This window comes from Streptomyces marokkonensis (assembly GCF_008312835.1).
Taxonomy (GTDB): Bacteria; Actinomycetota; Actinomycetes; order Streptomycetales; family Streptomycetaceae; genus Streptomyces; species Streptomyces marokkonensis_A.
The window spans coordinates 105,398-120,189 of sequence record NZ_VSKS01000006.1 but is presented as its reverse complement, the minus strand read 5'-3'; the positions used below and the strand labels follow the sequence as shown (position 1 = coordinate 120,189).

Genomic DNA, 14,792 nt, shown 5'->3' with positions numbered 1-14,792 from the left:
GCCTCCGTGACCACGGCGCGACCTGAAGCTGTCGAAACTTTTTCGACCGGGACCCATTGACGTGACATGCGTCGCGCGCCTAACGTCCCGGCAACCCAGTTGAAACCTTTCACGACGTCGCGAGGGCCGACCCGCCGACGTCGTCGAGGAGCCCTCATGACCCACCCGTCCGACACGGGTCCGGCCCCGGTTCTCGCGCTCAAGGGCATCTCCAGGTCCTTCGGCGCGGTGCGTGCACTGCGGGACGTCTCCCTGGAGCTGTTCCCCGGGGAGGTGCACGCCCTCGCCGGCGAGAACGGAGCCGGCAAGTCGACCCTCATCAAGACGCTCGCCGGAGTGCACCGGCCGGACGCCGGCCAGGTGCTGCTCGACGGCGCGCCTGTCGTCTTCCACGGCCCCGGCGACGCCCGCGACGCCGGCATCGCCGTGATCTACCAGGAGCCCACGCTCTTCCCCGACCTGTCGATCGCCGAGAACATCTTCATGGGCCGTCAGCCCCGACGGGCCTTCGGCCGGATCGACCACCGGGCCACGTACGAGGCGACCGCCGCCCTGATGAAGCGGCTGGGCGTCGAACTGGACCCGGACCGCCCGGCCCGCGGTCTGTCCATCGCCGACCAGCAGATCGTCGAGATCGCCAAGGCACTCTCCTTCGACGCCCGCGTCCTGATCATGGACGAGCCCACCGCCGCACTCACCGGCAGCGAGGTCGCCCGCCTCTTCGGCGTCGTGCGCACCCTGCGCGACCAGGGTGCCGCGGTGCTGTTCATCTCCCACCGTCTGGAGGAGATCTTCGAGATCAGCCGGCGGGTCACCACCCTGCGCGACGGCGCCTGGATCTCCAGCGAGCCGCTGGACGGCATGACCGAGGACGACCTGATCCGCCGCATGGTCGGCCGCGACCTCGACGAGCTCTACCCCAAGCAGGACGTCAGCCCGGGCGAAACCGCCCTGAGCGTGCGCCGGCTGACCCGCGAGGGCGTCTTCACCGACGTCTCCTTCGACGTGCGCCGCGGTGAGATCGTCGGCCTGGCCGGGCTGGTCGGCGCCGGCCGCACCGAGGTCGCACGCGCGGTGTTCGGCATCGACCGCTGGGACGCCGGGGAGGTGGAGGTCGACGGGCGGAAGCTGACCAACGGAGCCCCCTCCACCGCCATGGCCGCCGGCCTCGCCCTGGTCCCCGAGGACCGGCGCGCCCAGGGCCTGGTGATGGACATGTCCATCGAGCGCAACATCGGCCTCACCGGGCTCCGTACGACCGTGCGGGCGGGACTGATGGACCGCGGCGCCGAGCGCAGCCGCGCCCTCGACTGGGCGGTCAGACTCCAGGTCAAGTACGCCCGGATCGCCGACACGGTCGACACCCTGTCCGGCGGCAACCAGCAGAAGGTCGTCCTCGCCAAGTGGCTCGCCACCGCCCCGAAGGTGCTGATCGTCGACGAGCCCACGCGCGGCATCGACGTCGGCACCAAGGCCGAGGTGCACCGGCTGCTGTCCCGGCTCGCCGCCGACGGCGTGGCCGTCCTGATGATCTCCTCCGACCTGCCCGAGATCCTCGGCATGGCCGACCGCGTGCTGGTGATGCACGAGGGCCGGCTCACCGCCGAGATCCCCCGCGCCGACGCCACCGAGGAAGCCGTGATGGCAGCAGCCACGGGGAGGACAGCCGCATGACGGTGCTCAGCCCCGACCCCGCCCCCGTGGCGGATGTGCCCAAGGCCGGCGCCGCCCGGCTGGCCGACCGCGTGTTCAAGATGCGCGAACTGGCCATCCTGGCCGTCTTCCTGGTGATGATCGCCGTCACCCAGGCCGGCAACAGCGAGTTCCTGTCCGAGCAGGGCATCAAGGACCTGCTGCTGAACGCGACCATCCTCGTCCTGGTCGCCACCGGCCAGTCCCTGGTCGTCATCACCCGCAACGTCGACCTGTCCGTCGGCTCCACGCTCGGCATCAGCGCGTTCGCCGCCGGCACGTATCTCCAGGGCGGCGGCAACCCGGTCGTGGCGATCGCGCTGGCGGTCCTGCTCGGCATCGGCTTCGGACTGCTCAACGGACTGCTCGTCAGCCTCGGCCAAGTGCCCGCGCTCGTCGTCACCCTCGGCACGCTCTACATCATCCGCGGCATCGACTCCATCTGGGTCGGCTCCCGGCAGATCACCGCGGCCGATCTGCCGGGCGGATTCGTCGACTTCGGCTCCGGCGGCATCTCGGCGGTGCCGTACCTGGCGCTGATCGCGCTGGCGGTGCTCATCGCCACCGCCTACTACCTCAGGCACTTCGCCGGCGGCCGCGAGCTGTACGCGCTCGGCTCCCACCCCGAGGCCGCCCGCCTCGCCGGCATCCCCGTCCGCAAGCGGATCCTCGCCGCGTACACCGTCTGCGGTGCGCTCGCCGGGCTCGCCGGCGCGATGTACCTGGCCCGGTTCGGCAACGTCGACTCCGGCACCGGCAACGGCTACGAACTGACCGTCGTCAGCGCGGTCGTGGTCGGCGGCGTCGTCTTCACCGGCGGTTCCGGAAGCGTCTACGGCGCTGCCCTCGGCGCGCTGCTGCTGACCTCCATCAACAGCGTGCTGCCCGCCCTCGGCGTCAGCTCCGTCTGGGTGCTCGCCATCAACGGCATCCTGCTCATCCTCGCGATCGCGGTCGACCGGATCGTCGCGCTGCGCGTGGCCTCCGCCCTGAAGAAGAGGAACGCCCGCCATGGCTGACATCTCCCTGAGCCGAGCGATCCGCTGGGACACGGTCGTGGGCGCCCTCCTCGTCGTGGTCCTGCTGTTCTCCTTCGGCTTCGTCGACGGCTTCGGCAACGCGCTCAACCTGTCGTTCCTGATCGGCAACACGCTTCCCATCGCGCTGATCGCCCTGCCGATGACCCTGCTGGTTGTCTCCGGTGAGATCGACCTCTCGGTCGCGTCCACCGCCGGTCTTTCCGGTGCCGTGATGGGCGCCCTGTGGAACCAGGGCATGACCATCGAGGCGATCATCCCGATCTGCCTGCTCCTGGGCGTGGTGTGCGGGCTGATCAACGGCCTGCTGGTGACCAGGCTCGGCCTGCCGTCCCTCGCCGTCACCATCGGCACGCTCGCCGCCTACCGGGGCATCGCGCAGATCGTGCTCGGGTCCGACGCGGTGACCGACTTTCCCTCGCGGTACCTGGAGTTCGCGTCCGGGCGCATCGGCGACACGTCCATCCCGGACGCCTTCCTGCCGTTCCTCGCCCTGCTCGCCATCGCCGTGGTCGCGCTGCACGCCACGCCGTTCGGCCGGTCGCTGTTCGCCATCGGCGCCAGTGAGGAGGCCGCGCGCTTCGCCGGTGTCCGCGTCAAGCGGCAGAAGCTGCTCCTGTTCACCCTGACCGGTCTGATGGCCTCCCTGACCGGCATCTTCTGGGCGCTGCACTACGCCAGCGCCCGCTACGACAACGCCACCGGGCTGGAACTGTCCGTCGTGGCCGCCGTACTGCTCGGCGGAATCGACTTCGACGGCGGCAAGGGCACGCTCGGCGGCGCCATCGCCGGTGTGTTCCTGCTCGGGGCGCTGCAGAACGTCATGAGCCTCCAGGACGTCTCCGCGCAGTCGCAGATCGTCGTCACCGGTGTGCTGCTGGTGCTGTCCGTGCTCGGACCGCGTGTGGCCCGGCAGATCGCCGTCGCACGCGCCGGACGACGGGCGGCCGGGTCACCACCGGTCTCCAGGACGCCCGCCCCGACCCCCTGACCCCTCCTCGCCCCCAAGGAACCCACCATGCGCAAGGCATCCCTGAGCCGTACCTGCGCGGCCCTCGCCGCCGTCACCTCGCTCGCCCTGGCCGCCACCGCCTGCGGCGGCACGACCAAGGAGGACGTCAAGAGCGAGGGCGGCGCGGCGGCCCCGGCCGGCAAGGCCGATCCCGACGCGGCCACCAAGAAGGGCCTGACCGTCGGCTTCCTGCCCAAGCAGGTCAACAACCCCTACTTCACCACCGCCGACAAGGGCGGCGAGAAGGCCGTGAAGGAACTGGGCTCGGCCTACAAGGAGGTCGGCCCCTCCAGCGCCACCGACACCGCCGGCCAGGTCTCCTACGTCAACACCCTCACCCAGCAGCAGGTCGACGCGATGGCCGTGTCCGCGCAGGACCCCGGTGCCCTGTGCACCGCGCTCAAGCAGGCCATGAAGAACGGCATCAAGGTCGTCACCTACGACTCCGACACCACCGCCGACTGCCGCAACGCCTTCGTCTCGCAGGCCTCCGCCGAGGATCTGGGCCGTACCGAGGTGCAGCTGCTCGCCGAGCAGATCGGCCACAAGGGCGAGATAGCGATCCTGTCCGCCGCGCAGACCGCGACGAACCAGAACACCTGGATCGACTACATGAAGGACGAGCTGAAGAAGCCCGAGTACAAGGACATGAAGCTGGTGAAGGTCGCGTACGGCAACGACGACGCCCAGCAGTCCTTCCAGCAGACCCAGGGCCTGCTCCAGGAGTACCCGAACCTGAAGGGGATCATCTCCCCGACCACCGTCGGCATCAAGGCGGCCGCCCAGTACCTGTCCGGCTCCAAGTACAAGGGCAAGGTCAAGCTGACCGGGCTCGGCACCCCCAACGACATGCGCAAGTACGTCAAGAACGGCACCGTCGAGGCGTTCGAGCTCTGGGACCCGGCGAAGCTCGGCGAACTGGCCGCCCGTACCGCCGTCGCGCTGGCCTCCGGCCAGATCACCGGCAAGGAGGGCGAGACCTTCGAGGCCGGCGCGATGGGCGAGTACACCATCGGCGGGGACGGCGTGATCAACCTCGGCAAGCCCACCGTCTTCAACGCCGAGAACATCGACCAGTTCGACTTCTGATCCGAAACTGCATCCGGAGGAGCGGTACCTCATGCAACGCGTCTGTTTCCTGCTCAAGGTCCGCCAGGACCGGATCACCGAGTACCGCGAACGCCACGCCGCCGTGTGGCCCGGGATGCGCGAGGCGCTCTCGGCCACCGGCTGGCACAACTACTCCCTCTTCCTGCGCGACGACGGCCTGCTCGTCGGCTACCTGGAGACCGAGGACTTCGAGGCGGCCCGGGCCGGCATGGAGGCCACCGAGGTCAACGCCCGCTGGCAGGCCGAGATGTCCCCCTTCTTCGAGTCCCTCGACGGCGCCCGGCCCGACGAGGCGATGAAACCGCTGACCGAGGTCTTCCACCTCGCCTGACGACGGAACCCGGGACGAGACGACGCACCCTGCTGGCCGGGGTGCGCCTCGTCGACTCCCGACTGCCCGCCCGACCGTGACCGGTACGGGGCGGCCGTGCGGGTAGTGTGATGGCCCGCCGCGCCGCCCCCCGTCTCCCTGGAGGTCCCTGCCCGATGGCCCAGTCGGTGGGTATCAAGGACGTAGCCCGCGTCGCCGGAGTCTCCGTCGGCACGGTCTCCAACGTGATCAACCGCCCGGACACGGTCGCCGCCGAGACACGGGCCCGGGTGATGTCCGCCATAGACCGGCTCGGCTACGTCCGCAGCGAGTCCGCCCGGCAGCTGCGCGCCGGCCGCAGCCGCATCATGGGCCTGCTCGTCCTCGACATGGGCAACCCCTTCTTCGTCGACGTCGCGCGCGGCGCCGAGCGCGCCGCGCGCGAGGCCGGGCTTGGCGTGATGGTCTGCAACAGCGCCCAGGACCCGGGCGAGGAGGCCGAGTACCTGTCCCTCTTCGCCGAGCAGCGCGTGAGGGGCGTGCTGCTCACCCCCGCGGACGCCACCGGCCGCAACATCGAGGCGTTCCGCCGGCACGGCATCCCCTTCGTGCTGGTCGACCGGGTCGCCGAGGGCACCACCGAGTGCTCCGTCTCCGTGGACGACGTGGCCGGCGGCGCGCTGGCCGTGCGGCACCTCGTGGACGCCGGGCACCGCTCCATCGCGTACGTCAGCGGCCCGCCGGGACTGAACCAGGTCCGGGACCGCCGCACCGGCGCCCTGAACGCCCTCGCCGAGGCCGGACTCGGCCCCGACCGCCTGCGGGAGCTGCCCACCGAACGGCTCGACGTGGCCGCCGGACGGGACGCGGGCGCCCGCCTGCTCGGACTCGCCGAACGCCCCACCGCCGTGTTCTGCGCCAACGACCTGCTCGCCCTCGGCGTCCTGCAGGCCATGTACGCGGCCGGGGTCGGCGTCCCCGACGACCTGGCGATCGTCGGCTACGACGACATCGAGTTCGCCGCGGCGGCGGCCGTCCCGCTCACCTCCGTGCGCCAGCCCGCCGTCACCATGGGCGCCCTGGCCGCCGAGCTGCTGCTGGAGGAGACCGAGAGCGGCAGTGCCGACAAGCCCCACGAACACCGCCGGGTCGTCCTCCGGCCGGAACTGGTGGTCCGGCGCTCCAGCCTCTCGGCCCGCTGACCGGGCGTTCAGGGAAGATTTCATGATCCCGGGCTCGTTGACCGCACGATCATGTGCTGAACTGGGTCACGCTCCGACAATCCGTTCGTTCCGGGAGTCCCGTTGACCGTCAGTTACCGCCAGCCCGGCGTCGTCCTGACCGACCGCCGTTTCACCGTGCCCCTCGATCACGACGACCCCTCCGGGGAGACGATCGAGCTGTACGCGCGCGAGGTCGTGGCCCGCGACAAGGCGGACGAGGACCTGCCCTGGCTGCTGTACCTCCAGGGCGGCCCGGGCTTCGGGGCGAACCGTTTCATCGGGAAGCAGGCGTGGCTCGGCCGTGCCCTCGAGGAGTACCGCGTCCTGCTCCTCGACCAGCGCGGCACCGGGCACTCCACCCCCGCCAGCCGGCAGACGCTCCCGCTGCGCGGCGGCGCCGCCGCGCAGGCCGACTACCTCACCCTCTTCCGCGCCGACTCCATCGTGCGCGACTGCGAGGCCGTCCGCCCCCGGGTGACCGGCGGAGCCCCCTGGACCGTGCTCGGCCAGAGCTTCGGCGGCTTCTGCACCGTCGCCTACCTGTCCATGGCCCCCGAGGGGCTGCACACCGCGCTCGTCACCGGCGGCCTGCCCTCCCTCGACGCGCATGCCGACGACGTCTACCGGGCCGCCTACCCGCGCATCGAACACAAGGTCACCGCCCACTACGCCCGCTACCCGCAGGACGTCGAGCGCGCCCGCCGCATCGCCGACCACCTCCTCACCCACGAGGTGGTCCTCCCGAACGGCTACCGGTTCACCGTCGAGGCGTTCCAGTCCCTCGGCATGATGCTCGGCAGCGGCGAGGGCAGCCACCGGCTGCACCACCTCCTGGAGGACGCCTTCGTCCCCACCCCGGGCGGCCCCGCGCTCTCCGACGCCTTCCAGGAGCAGGCGCAGGGACTGCTGTCGTTCGCCGGCCACCCGCTGTACGCGCTCGTCCACGAGGCGATCTACGGCCAGGACGCCCGGCCCACCGCCTGGTCCGCCGAACGCGTGCGGGCCGAGTTCCCCCGGTTCGACGCGGCCAAGACGCTCGCCGGTGACGAGCCGCTGCTGTTCACCGGGGAGACCATTCACCCCTGGATGTTCGACTGCGACCCGGCGCTGCGCCCGCTGCGCGAGACCGCCGAACTGCTCGCCGCGCGCACCGACTGGACACCGCTGTACGACCCGGCGCGCCTCGCCGTCAACGAGGTCCCGGTCGCGGCCGCCGTCTACCACGACGACATGTACGTCCACACGCCCCACTCCCTCGAGACCGCCCGTGCGATCCGCGGCCTGCGCACCTGGGTCACCGACGAGTTCGAGCACGACGGCGTCCGGGCCGGCGGCCCGCGCGTCCTGGACCGGCTGCTCGCCCTGGCGCGCGACGAGGCCTGACGCGCGCCGATGCGCTGTCGGTGCCGCGGGTTAGTCTGCGGGCATGACCGAGCCGACGATCAGTCAACTCCCGCCCATGCCCGACGACTGGCAGCGCGCCCTGGCCGTGGTCGCCCACCCGGACGACCTCGAGTACGGCTGCGCGGCGGCGATCGCGTCCTGGACCGACGCCGGCCGCGAGGTCTCCTACGTCCTGGCGACCCGCGGCGAGGCGGGGATCGACACCCTGGAGCCGGCGAAGTGCGGCCCGCTCAGGGAGCGGGAGCAGCGGGCGAGCGCGGCGGTGGTCGGGGTCTCGGACGTCGGCTTCCTCGACCACGCGGACGGCGTCATCGAGTACGGTCCGGCACTGCGCCGGGACATCGCCGCCGCCATCCGCCGGCACCGGCCCGAGCTGGTGATCACCCTGAACCACCGGGACACCTGGGGCGGCACCTTCTGGAACACCCCGGACCACGTGGCCGTCGGGCGCGCGACGCTGGACGCCGCGGGTGACGCCGGCAACCGCTGGATCTTCCCGGAGCTGACCGAGCAGGGCCTCGAACCCTGGAACGGCGTCCGCTGGGTGGCGGTCGCCGGCTCCGGCAACCCCACGCACGCGGTGGACGCCACCGACGGACTGGAGCGGGCGGTGCGCTCCCTGCTGGAACACCGCACGTACATCGAGGCCCTGACCGACGAGGATCCTCAGACGTACGCCCGCGGACTGCTGACGGGGTTCGCCGAGGAGGCGGGGAAGCGGTTCGGGAACCGTCCCGCGGTCGCCTTCGAGCTGTTCCCCCGGTGACCCCGGTGACCCCGGTGGACGACGAGGAACGGCTGGCGCGGAGCTTCGAGGAGCACCGAGGCCACCTCGAGGCGGTCGCCTACCGCATGCTCGGTTCACTGGCCGAAGCGGAGGACGCGGTCCAGGAGGCCTGGCTGAGACTGGGCCGCACGGACACCGCAGGCATCGACAACCTCGGCGGCTGGCTGACCACCGTGACCGGCCGGATCTGCCTGGACATGCTGCGTTCGCGCACCGCGCGCCGCGAGCAGCCGATGGACGAGACGTTCGTCCCGGACCCGGTGATCCGGTCCGTCTCCCAGGTGGACCCGGAGCAGGAGGCGCTGCGCGCCGACTCGGTGGGCGTGGCGCTGCTGGTCGTCCTGGAGACGCTGGAGCCCGACGAGCGGCTGGCGTTCGTCCTGCACGACATGTTCGCCGTGCCGTTCGACGACATCGCCCCGGTCGTGGAGCGCGGCGCGGCCGCGACCCGGCAGCTCGCCAGCCGGGCCCGTCGCCGCGTGCGCGACACCACCCCTCCGTCCGAGCCCGACCTCGGCCGGCAGAAGCAGGTCCTCGACGCCTTCATGGCCGCCGCGCGCGGCGGTGACTTCGAGGCGCTGGTCGCCGTCCTCCACCCGGACGTGGTGCTGCGGGCCGACGCGGGCGCGCTGGTCCGCGGCGTGGCCGGCTCCAAGACGCTCCGTGGCGCGAAGCCGGTGGCCGAGTCGGCGATGATGTTCGCCCGCTACACCGCGGCGTCCCGCATGGTCCTGGTCAACGACGCCCTGGGCCTGCTCAGCGTGGTGGACGGCCGCGTCCGGTCGGTCATGTCCGTCACCATCACCGGCCACCGCATCACCGGCATGTACATCCTGGCCGACCCGGCCCGCCTCGCACACCTGGAGGCACCGGCCGACGAGAACTGACCCCCGCCGCCCACCCCCGTCGTCCGCGACCAGCCGTCCGCCGCCCCCAGGGCGGCACGGGCGGGCGCGACTGCACCCCGAGCACCGGGCCGCGCAACCCACCCCCGCCCCGCGCCGACGCGCCTCAGCAGGACTGGGGCCCCGCCTGTACAGCCGGCGTACACGAATGCCCCGCGCCCCGACGCTCCGGCCGCAGCCGCAACCCCTCCGGCATCAAGGTCAGCCGCTCGGTCACGCGCAACCGGTACCCCGGATCGGCCCGCAGCTCGTACCGCCGCAGCAGCAACCCCAGCACCAGCGTCGCCTCGTGCAGCGCGAACTGCCGCCCGATGCACGCCCGCGCCCCCGTCCCGAACGGCTTGAACGTGTGCGGAGGCCGAGACCGCACCGCCCCCGCGTCGAAGCGGTCCGGATCGAACCGCTCGGCGTCCGCGCCCCACACCTCGGGGTCCCGGTGCAGCATCGGGGTCAGCACCAGCGTCCACGCGCCGCGCCGCATCGGATGCTCCCCGGCCAGCACCGTGTCCGCACGCGCCTCCCGGGCGAAGGCCGGCGCCGTCGGCCACAGCCGCAGTGACTCGTCCAGCACCCGGCGCACGTACCGCAGCCTGGCGACCTGCTCGTAGCCGGGCGCCGCCGTGTCGCCCCAGACACGGTCCACCTCCGCGCGGGCCCGCGCCGCGACCTCGGGCTCACGGGACAGGTAGTGCAGGGCGAACGACAGCGCACCCGAGGTGGTCTCGTGACCGGCGACCAGGAAGGTGATGACCTGCCGGCGGACGTTCTCCGCCGACAACCGCTCCCCGGTCTCCGGATGCGCCGTCTCCAGCATCCGGTCCAGCAGGTCCCCGTCCCCACCGCCGTCCGCGCGCCGGACCCGCACCACCTCGTCGACGATGCGGTTGAGCCGGTCGATGTCGGCCGCGTTGCGCCGGCTCGCGCGGCGCAGCAGCAGCGGGGCCAGCGGCGCGGGCACGCTGTTGAGGCGCTGGGCGTAGGTCAGGGTGCCGACCATCGACGTGACGAACGGGTGCGGCCGGGCCCGCTCGAAGGACTCGAAGTCGTGCCCGAACCCGGTCCGCGCGATCGTCTCCAGCGTCAGCCTGGTCATGTCCCCGGGCACGTCCACCGCCCGGCCTCCGGCCGCCGCGCGGTCCCAGTGCTCCGTCAGCCGCTCCGCCACGGCCAGCATCATCGGGTGGTAGCCGGCCATGGCCTCACGGCTGAACCCGGGGGCCAGCACATCGTGTGCCAACTGCCAGTTGGGCTCGTGGTTGTACGCGGTGAACAGACCGTCGCCGGCCACCGGCCGCAGATTGGCGACACCCAGCCCGACGTGCTTGGCGAACCGCGACTCGTCGGCCAGGTCGGCCACCAGCCCCGCGCCCCACGTGAACACGAACTCCTTGCCGAAGGCGTTCCGCCGGAAGATCGGCCCCAGCCGGCGGGCGTACTTCAGCGAGTCCTGCAGCGGCGTGCGCCTGCTCGCCCCGACCACGTCGCCGGCCAGCGGCAGGCGGTACGGCGGGTGCGGAATGCGGTGCAGTGCGGGCCAGCCCTGCTCCGCGCTGCGGAAACCCTTGGGCAGTCCGGTCCGTGCCGTCGTCTCCGCCATGACGCGATCTCCTTCGACCCGGCGCGCGAGTGCGACGTGTTGTACGCGAGTTCAATAACGCGCCTCAGTCTGGTCCGGTTGTTGAACGGGCGTCAAGTACAGTGCGGGAATGGCCGTCAACCAGGGCGGGCGCACGCGCCGCCGGCTCAGCACCGAGGAGCGCAGGGAGCAGCTTCTGGCGGTCGGGGCGCGGCTGTTCTCCGAGAGCCCCTACGACGACGTGTGGATCGAGCAGGTCGCCGAGATCGCCGGGGTCTCGCGGGGACTGCTCTACCACTACTTCCCGGCCAAGCGGGACTTCTTCGCGGCGGTGGTGGAGCGCGAGAGCGAGCGGATGCTCCGGATGACGGCGGCGGTCCCCGGTGTCCCGGTGCGCGAACAGCTCACCGCGGGCCTCGACGCGTACCTGGAGTACGTCGAGGCCCACGCGCACGGATACCGCGCCTTCCACCGCGCCGACGCGGCGGGGGACCAGGCGGTGCGCCGCGTCTACCAGCGGGCGCTGGCCGCGCAGGAGCAGCAGATCCTGGACGCGCTCGCGGCGGACCCCGAGTTCGGCCCGGTGCTCGAGGCGCGGGCGGACACCCGGCTCGCGGTGCGCGGCTGGCTGGCCTTCACCACCGCGGTCTGTCTGGAGTGGCTGCGCGGCTCGGAGCCGGGGCGCGAGCAGGTGCGCGACCTGTGCGCACGCGCCCTGCTCGGCGTGCTCGCGCGCTGAGAGGATCCCGTGAAGATCACGCCGCCTGGTTGGCGCGCACCCCGATCTCCGATAAGTTAGGCAAGGCTTACCTAAGAGGAGGTTGGGATGGGTGTCGACACGCACGGCTGGACGGCCGCGCCCGGTGCGGCGGAGCGGGCCCGCTCGGTGCTCGCCGCGGCCTGGTCCTGCGCGGTGACCGCGGAGGGCACCCGGGAGGAGTTCGTGGGCGCGCACACGGTGACCGACGACGGCCGGGTCCTGCTGGACGTCCCCGAGGACAGCGTCCTGCTCGCCGCCGCGGTCTGCGCGCCCCGCGGGGAGCCGTCCGCCGTGCTGGAGTTCGCCGACGTCGCCCCCGTCCCCGTACGCAACCGGATCCGTGCCCGGCTGTGGCTGGCCGGCTGGTTCTCCGTCGAGGACGGCCGGCTCGCCTTCCGGCCCACCCGGGTGGTTCTCCGGCAGCCGTCCGGCGCGGTGGTCGTCGGCCTCGACGACTTCGCCACCGCGGCACCCGACCCGCTCGCCGCCGCCGAAGCGCGGCTGCTCACCCACCTCGCCGACTGCCATGCCGACGCCGTCGAACGGCTGACCCGCCTGGTCGACCACGCGGGCCTGCACGGCGCGGTCCGCGTCCAGCCGCTCGCCGTCGACCGGCACGGGCTGACCCTGCGCATCGAACGCGTCCGCGCGTGCGGCGACGTACGGCTGCCGTTCCACGCGCCCGCCGACGACGTCGCCGAACTCACCGAACGCATGCACGCACTGCTGTCCCAGGCCAGTGCCGCCTCCTGTCCCCGTGCGTCGCCGCGCCGGCCCACGGACGGCGGCCGGTGAGGCCGGCCCCGGCGTCCACCACCCGTCGCGCGGCACGCGGCCGGCTCACCGGTCACCGTCCTGAACCGGAGCGCCGCCGAGCGGTCTCACCCGAGGGGACGAGGGAGCCCGCCAGGGCTCGTGGCCGTCGTCGAGCCGCTCGCCGACCGGCGTCACCTCCTGGAGCGGCCCGGCCGCGGCCGGGCCCTCGGCGTGTGCGCGAGGCCGGGTACGTCACCGGGAACGACGGGAGGCACCACCGCGGTTCCACCGGAGCCGCTCCGGCACGGCCAGCCGTTCCCTCACCCGGGTGAGCCGGGGCAGCCGCTCGCGCTGTTCCTGCGAGTGCCGGTCCAGTTCCTCGAACAGCCGGCGTGTGCGGTGCTCGGTGTCCATCTCGTCGAGCATGCGGTTGACCTCGGTCAGCACGGCCCCCAGCAACTGCCACTGGCTCGCGTCGCGCCGGGCCTCCTCGAAGAGCAGCCGGGCCAGCTTGTCTCGGGTGGCCGACGCCTGCCGCAGCTGGGAGGCGAGCCGCTCCTCCGCCGACTCGGCGTCCGCGCTGACGCTCGTGGTCACCAGGACCGCGAAACTGACCACGGCGTCCGCGATCTCGGACAGCAACTGCTCGAAGACGGCTCCCGTCCCGGGTGCGAACAGCCGCTCGGGCTCGCGTTGCTTCGTCAGGTCGGTCAGCGTGCGGGCCAGCACCCGCAGGACCACGGTACAGATCTCCAGCGTGTCCAGGCCCGTGCGCAGCACGATCCGGTGCAGCAGGCCCTCACGCACCCGCGGATTGAGCCGCAGGCTGTCCTCCGCCTGCCTGAGGTCGGCGTCCACCTCGGAGATGTCGTGGTCCAGGCGGCGGGCCTCGTGCAGCCGGGCCGCCGCGCGCGCCGGGGGAGGGCGCCCCGCGGCCTCCTCACCGATCCGCAGCATGAGCTGCCGCACGCGCCGGGCCAGCTCCTCGATCGACTCGCCGGCCTCCTCCACCCACACCGGCGGGGCCAGCAGCAGGTTGAAGCCCATCCCGACGACCGCTCCGATCAGTGTTTCCACGATCCGGGCCCAGGCGGTGTCCCCGTGGGTGGTCACCCCCAGCACCAGCATCGCGCTGATCGCCACCTCGGGGACGAACTCGTCCACCCGTACCAGATGGCCGATGACCAGCGACGACAGGATGAGCAGGCCCAGGCTCCACCAGGTCAGCCCCACCAGCAGACTGAAGAGGATCGCCACGACGACCCCGGTCACCACGGAGTTCACCCGGCGCATCCCCGTGGTCAGCGTCGAGTACAGGGTGACCTGGACGACGAGGAGGGCGGTCAGCGGCGCGGTGAGCGGGGCGGCCTCCGGACTCAGCCGCAGCGCGATGACGTAGGCGACCGTAGCGGCGGCCGCCGAACGCACCGTCTGCACGGTCACCGGGTCCCGGCGCCGTTTGACGAAGCGAACGGCCGGCGCGGTCATCTCACGTACCACTTGCATCCTCGGACGGTTCCCCCTCCCCGGACGCGTCGAACGTGATCAGGAGTGACGGCAGTCACCCGGCCGAACAAGCGGGCGGGGCTACAGCTTGTCGAGGAAGGCGAACAGATGGCCCCGCGTGCGGTCGATCTGCTGCTCCAGGGTGAGGCTCTCCTCGAAGCGGGCCCCCGTCTCCGGGAGCTTGATGCCGCGCAGGTAGAGCGAACAGGCGAGGTCGGTGCACATGTAGGCGCCGACCGAATTGCCCTCGCGGCCGGCCGTGCCCGCCTTGCGCGCGGTCATCAGCGAGACACCGCCGCGCGGATGGGTCGTCAGGCACAGGGAGCACATGCTGCGGTGCAGGAACCCGCGCCGAGCGGGCTGGAACCGCATGGCCACCCCGACGAGACGGTCCTGGCGCTCGGTGACGAGATAGCTGCGGTCGGGTGCGCCCGGATCCCGCCAGCCCAGGAAGTCGAGGTCGTCCCACGGGCGTTCGTCCAGGTCCCGGGGCACGGCCAGCCGCTTGGCCTCACCCTTGGAGCAGTTGATGAACGACGTACGGATGTCCTGCTCGGTGAGCGCTCTCATGGGTCGTCTCCTGGCGTGTTCTGCGTGCGTTCCATGCATGCCGTTTCGAAACCTAGGGGGTCTAGGTTTCCGGCCCAGGGTAGGGAACGGGCGATCCGGGGGCCAGCGAATTTCCCGGCGAACCTGGCCCCGCCGGGTCCGTAC

Annotated in this window: 14 protein-coding genes; 11 read left to right on the top strand and 3 right to left on the bottom strand. The window is 72.2% G+C overall.

All coding sequences use genetic code 11. From position 1 onward, the window contains the following. Positions 1-156: 156 nt before the first annotated feature. From F1615_RS12830 to F1615_RS12790, 9 genes are all read left to right on the top strand, one after another. A complete protein-coding gene (locus F1615_RS12830) occupies positions 157-1,674 on the top strand; it encodes a sugar ABC transporter ATP-binding protein (RefSeq protein ID WP_149549071.1) in 1,518 nt (505 codons plus the stop codon). Further along, complete coding sequence (locus F1615_RS12825; RefSeq protein ID WP_149549070.1) at positions 1,671-2,711, top strand: ABC transporter permease; 1,041 nt, start codon at positions 1,671-1,673, stop codon at positions 2,709-2,711. Before F1615_RS12830 ends, F1615_RS12825 begins: the two co-directional genes overlap by 4 nt. Next, the gene (locus F1615_RS12820) at positions 2,704-3,720 is read left to right on the top strand and encodes an ABC transporter permease (RefSeq protein ID WP_149549069.1); all 1,017 of its coding nucleotides are present in this window, start codon (positions 2,704-2,706) and stop codon (positions 3,718-3,720) included. Before F1615_RS12825 ends, F1615_RS12820 begins: the two co-directional genes overlap by 8 nt. 27 nt (positions 3,721-3,747) lie before the next feature. Further along, positions 3,748-4,830, top strand: a complete 1,083-nt coding sequence (gene rhaS / locus F1615_RS12815) for a rhamnose ABC transporter substrate-binding protein (RefSeq protein WP_149549068.1) — start codon at positions 3,748-3,750, stop codon at positions 4,828-4,830. Positions 4,831-4,861: 31 nt separating this feature from the next. Continuing rightward, on the top strand, positions 4,862-5,182 hold the full coding sequence (locus F1615_RS12810; RefSeq protein ID WP_149549067.1) for an L-rhamnose mutarotase: 321 nt from the start codon (positions 4,862-4,864) through the stop codon (positions 5,180-5,182). A gap of 155 nt (positions 5,183-5,337) precedes the next feature. Then, a complete protein-coding gene (locus F1615_RS12805) occupies positions 5,338-6,363 on the top strand; it encodes a LacI family DNA-binding transcriptional regulator (protein WP_149549066.1) in 1,026 nt (341 codons plus the stop codon). A gap of 102 nt (positions 6,364-6,465) precedes the next feature. After that, positions 6,466-7,767 carry an alpha/beta fold hydrolase gene (locus tag F1615_RS12800; protein WP_149549065.1) on the top strand — a complete coding sequence of 434 codons (1,302 nt, stop codon included), beginning with the start codon at positions 6,466-6,468 and terminating at the stop codon, positions 7,765-7,767. 43 nt (positions 7,768-7,810) lie between these two features. Further along, positions 7,811-8,554, top strand: coding sequence for a PIG-L deacetylase family protein (locus tag F1615_RS12795; protein WP_149549064.1), 744 nt, complete (start codon positions 7,811-7,813; stop codon positions 8,552-8,554). 5 nt (positions 8,555-8,559) lie between these two features. After that, on the top strand, positions 8,560-9,462 hold the full coding sequence (locus F1615_RS12790) for a sigma-70 family RNA polymerase sigma factor (protein ID WP_244328722.1): 903 nt from the start codon (positions 8,560-8,562) through the stop codon (positions 9,460-9,462). A 124-nt stretch (positions 9,463-9,586) separates the two neighbouring features. Here F1615_RS12790 and F1615_RS12785 read toward each other — a convergent pair whose 3' ends face one another. Beyond that, on the bottom strand, positions 9,587-11,077 hold the full coding sequence (locus tag F1615_RS12785) for a cytochrome P450 (protein ID WP_149549063.1): 1,491 nt from the start codon (positions 11,075-11,077) through the stop codon (positions 9,587-9,589). A 109-nt stretch (positions 11,078-11,186) separates the two neighbouring features. Between F1615_RS12785 and F1615_RS12780 the strand changes: the two genes are divergently transcribed. Further along, a complete protein-coding gene (locus F1615_RS12780; protein ID WP_149549062.1) occupies positions 11,187-11,795 on the top strand; it encodes a TetR/AcrR family transcriptional regulator in 609 nt (202 codons plus the stop codon). Positions 11,796-11,882: 87 nt separating this feature from the next. Continuing rightward, positions 11,883-12,611 (top strand): DUF2470 domain-containing protein, encoded by a 729-nt coding sequence (locus F1615_RS12775; protein WP_149549061.1) that lies wholly within the window; start codon positions 11,883-11,885, stop codon positions 12,609-12,611. A gap of 213 nt (positions 12,612-12,824) precedes the next feature. Here the strand turns inward: F1615_RS12775 and F1615_RS12770 are convergent, their stop codons facing one another. Beyond that, a complete protein-coding gene (locus F1615_RS12770) occupies positions 12,825-14,078 on the bottom strand; it encodes an FUSC family protein (RefSeq protein WP_149549060.1) in 1,254 nt (417 codons plus the stop codon). Between the two features lie 81 nt (positions 14,079-14,159). Beyond that, positions 14,160-14,648 carry an FBP domain-containing protein gene (locus F1615_RS12765; RefSeq protein ID WP_149549059.1) on the bottom strand — a complete coding sequence of 163 codons (489 nt, stop codon included), beginning with the start codon at positions 14,646-14,648 and terminating at the stop codon, positions 14,160-14,162. Positions 14,649-14,792 lie beyond the last annotated feature (144 nt).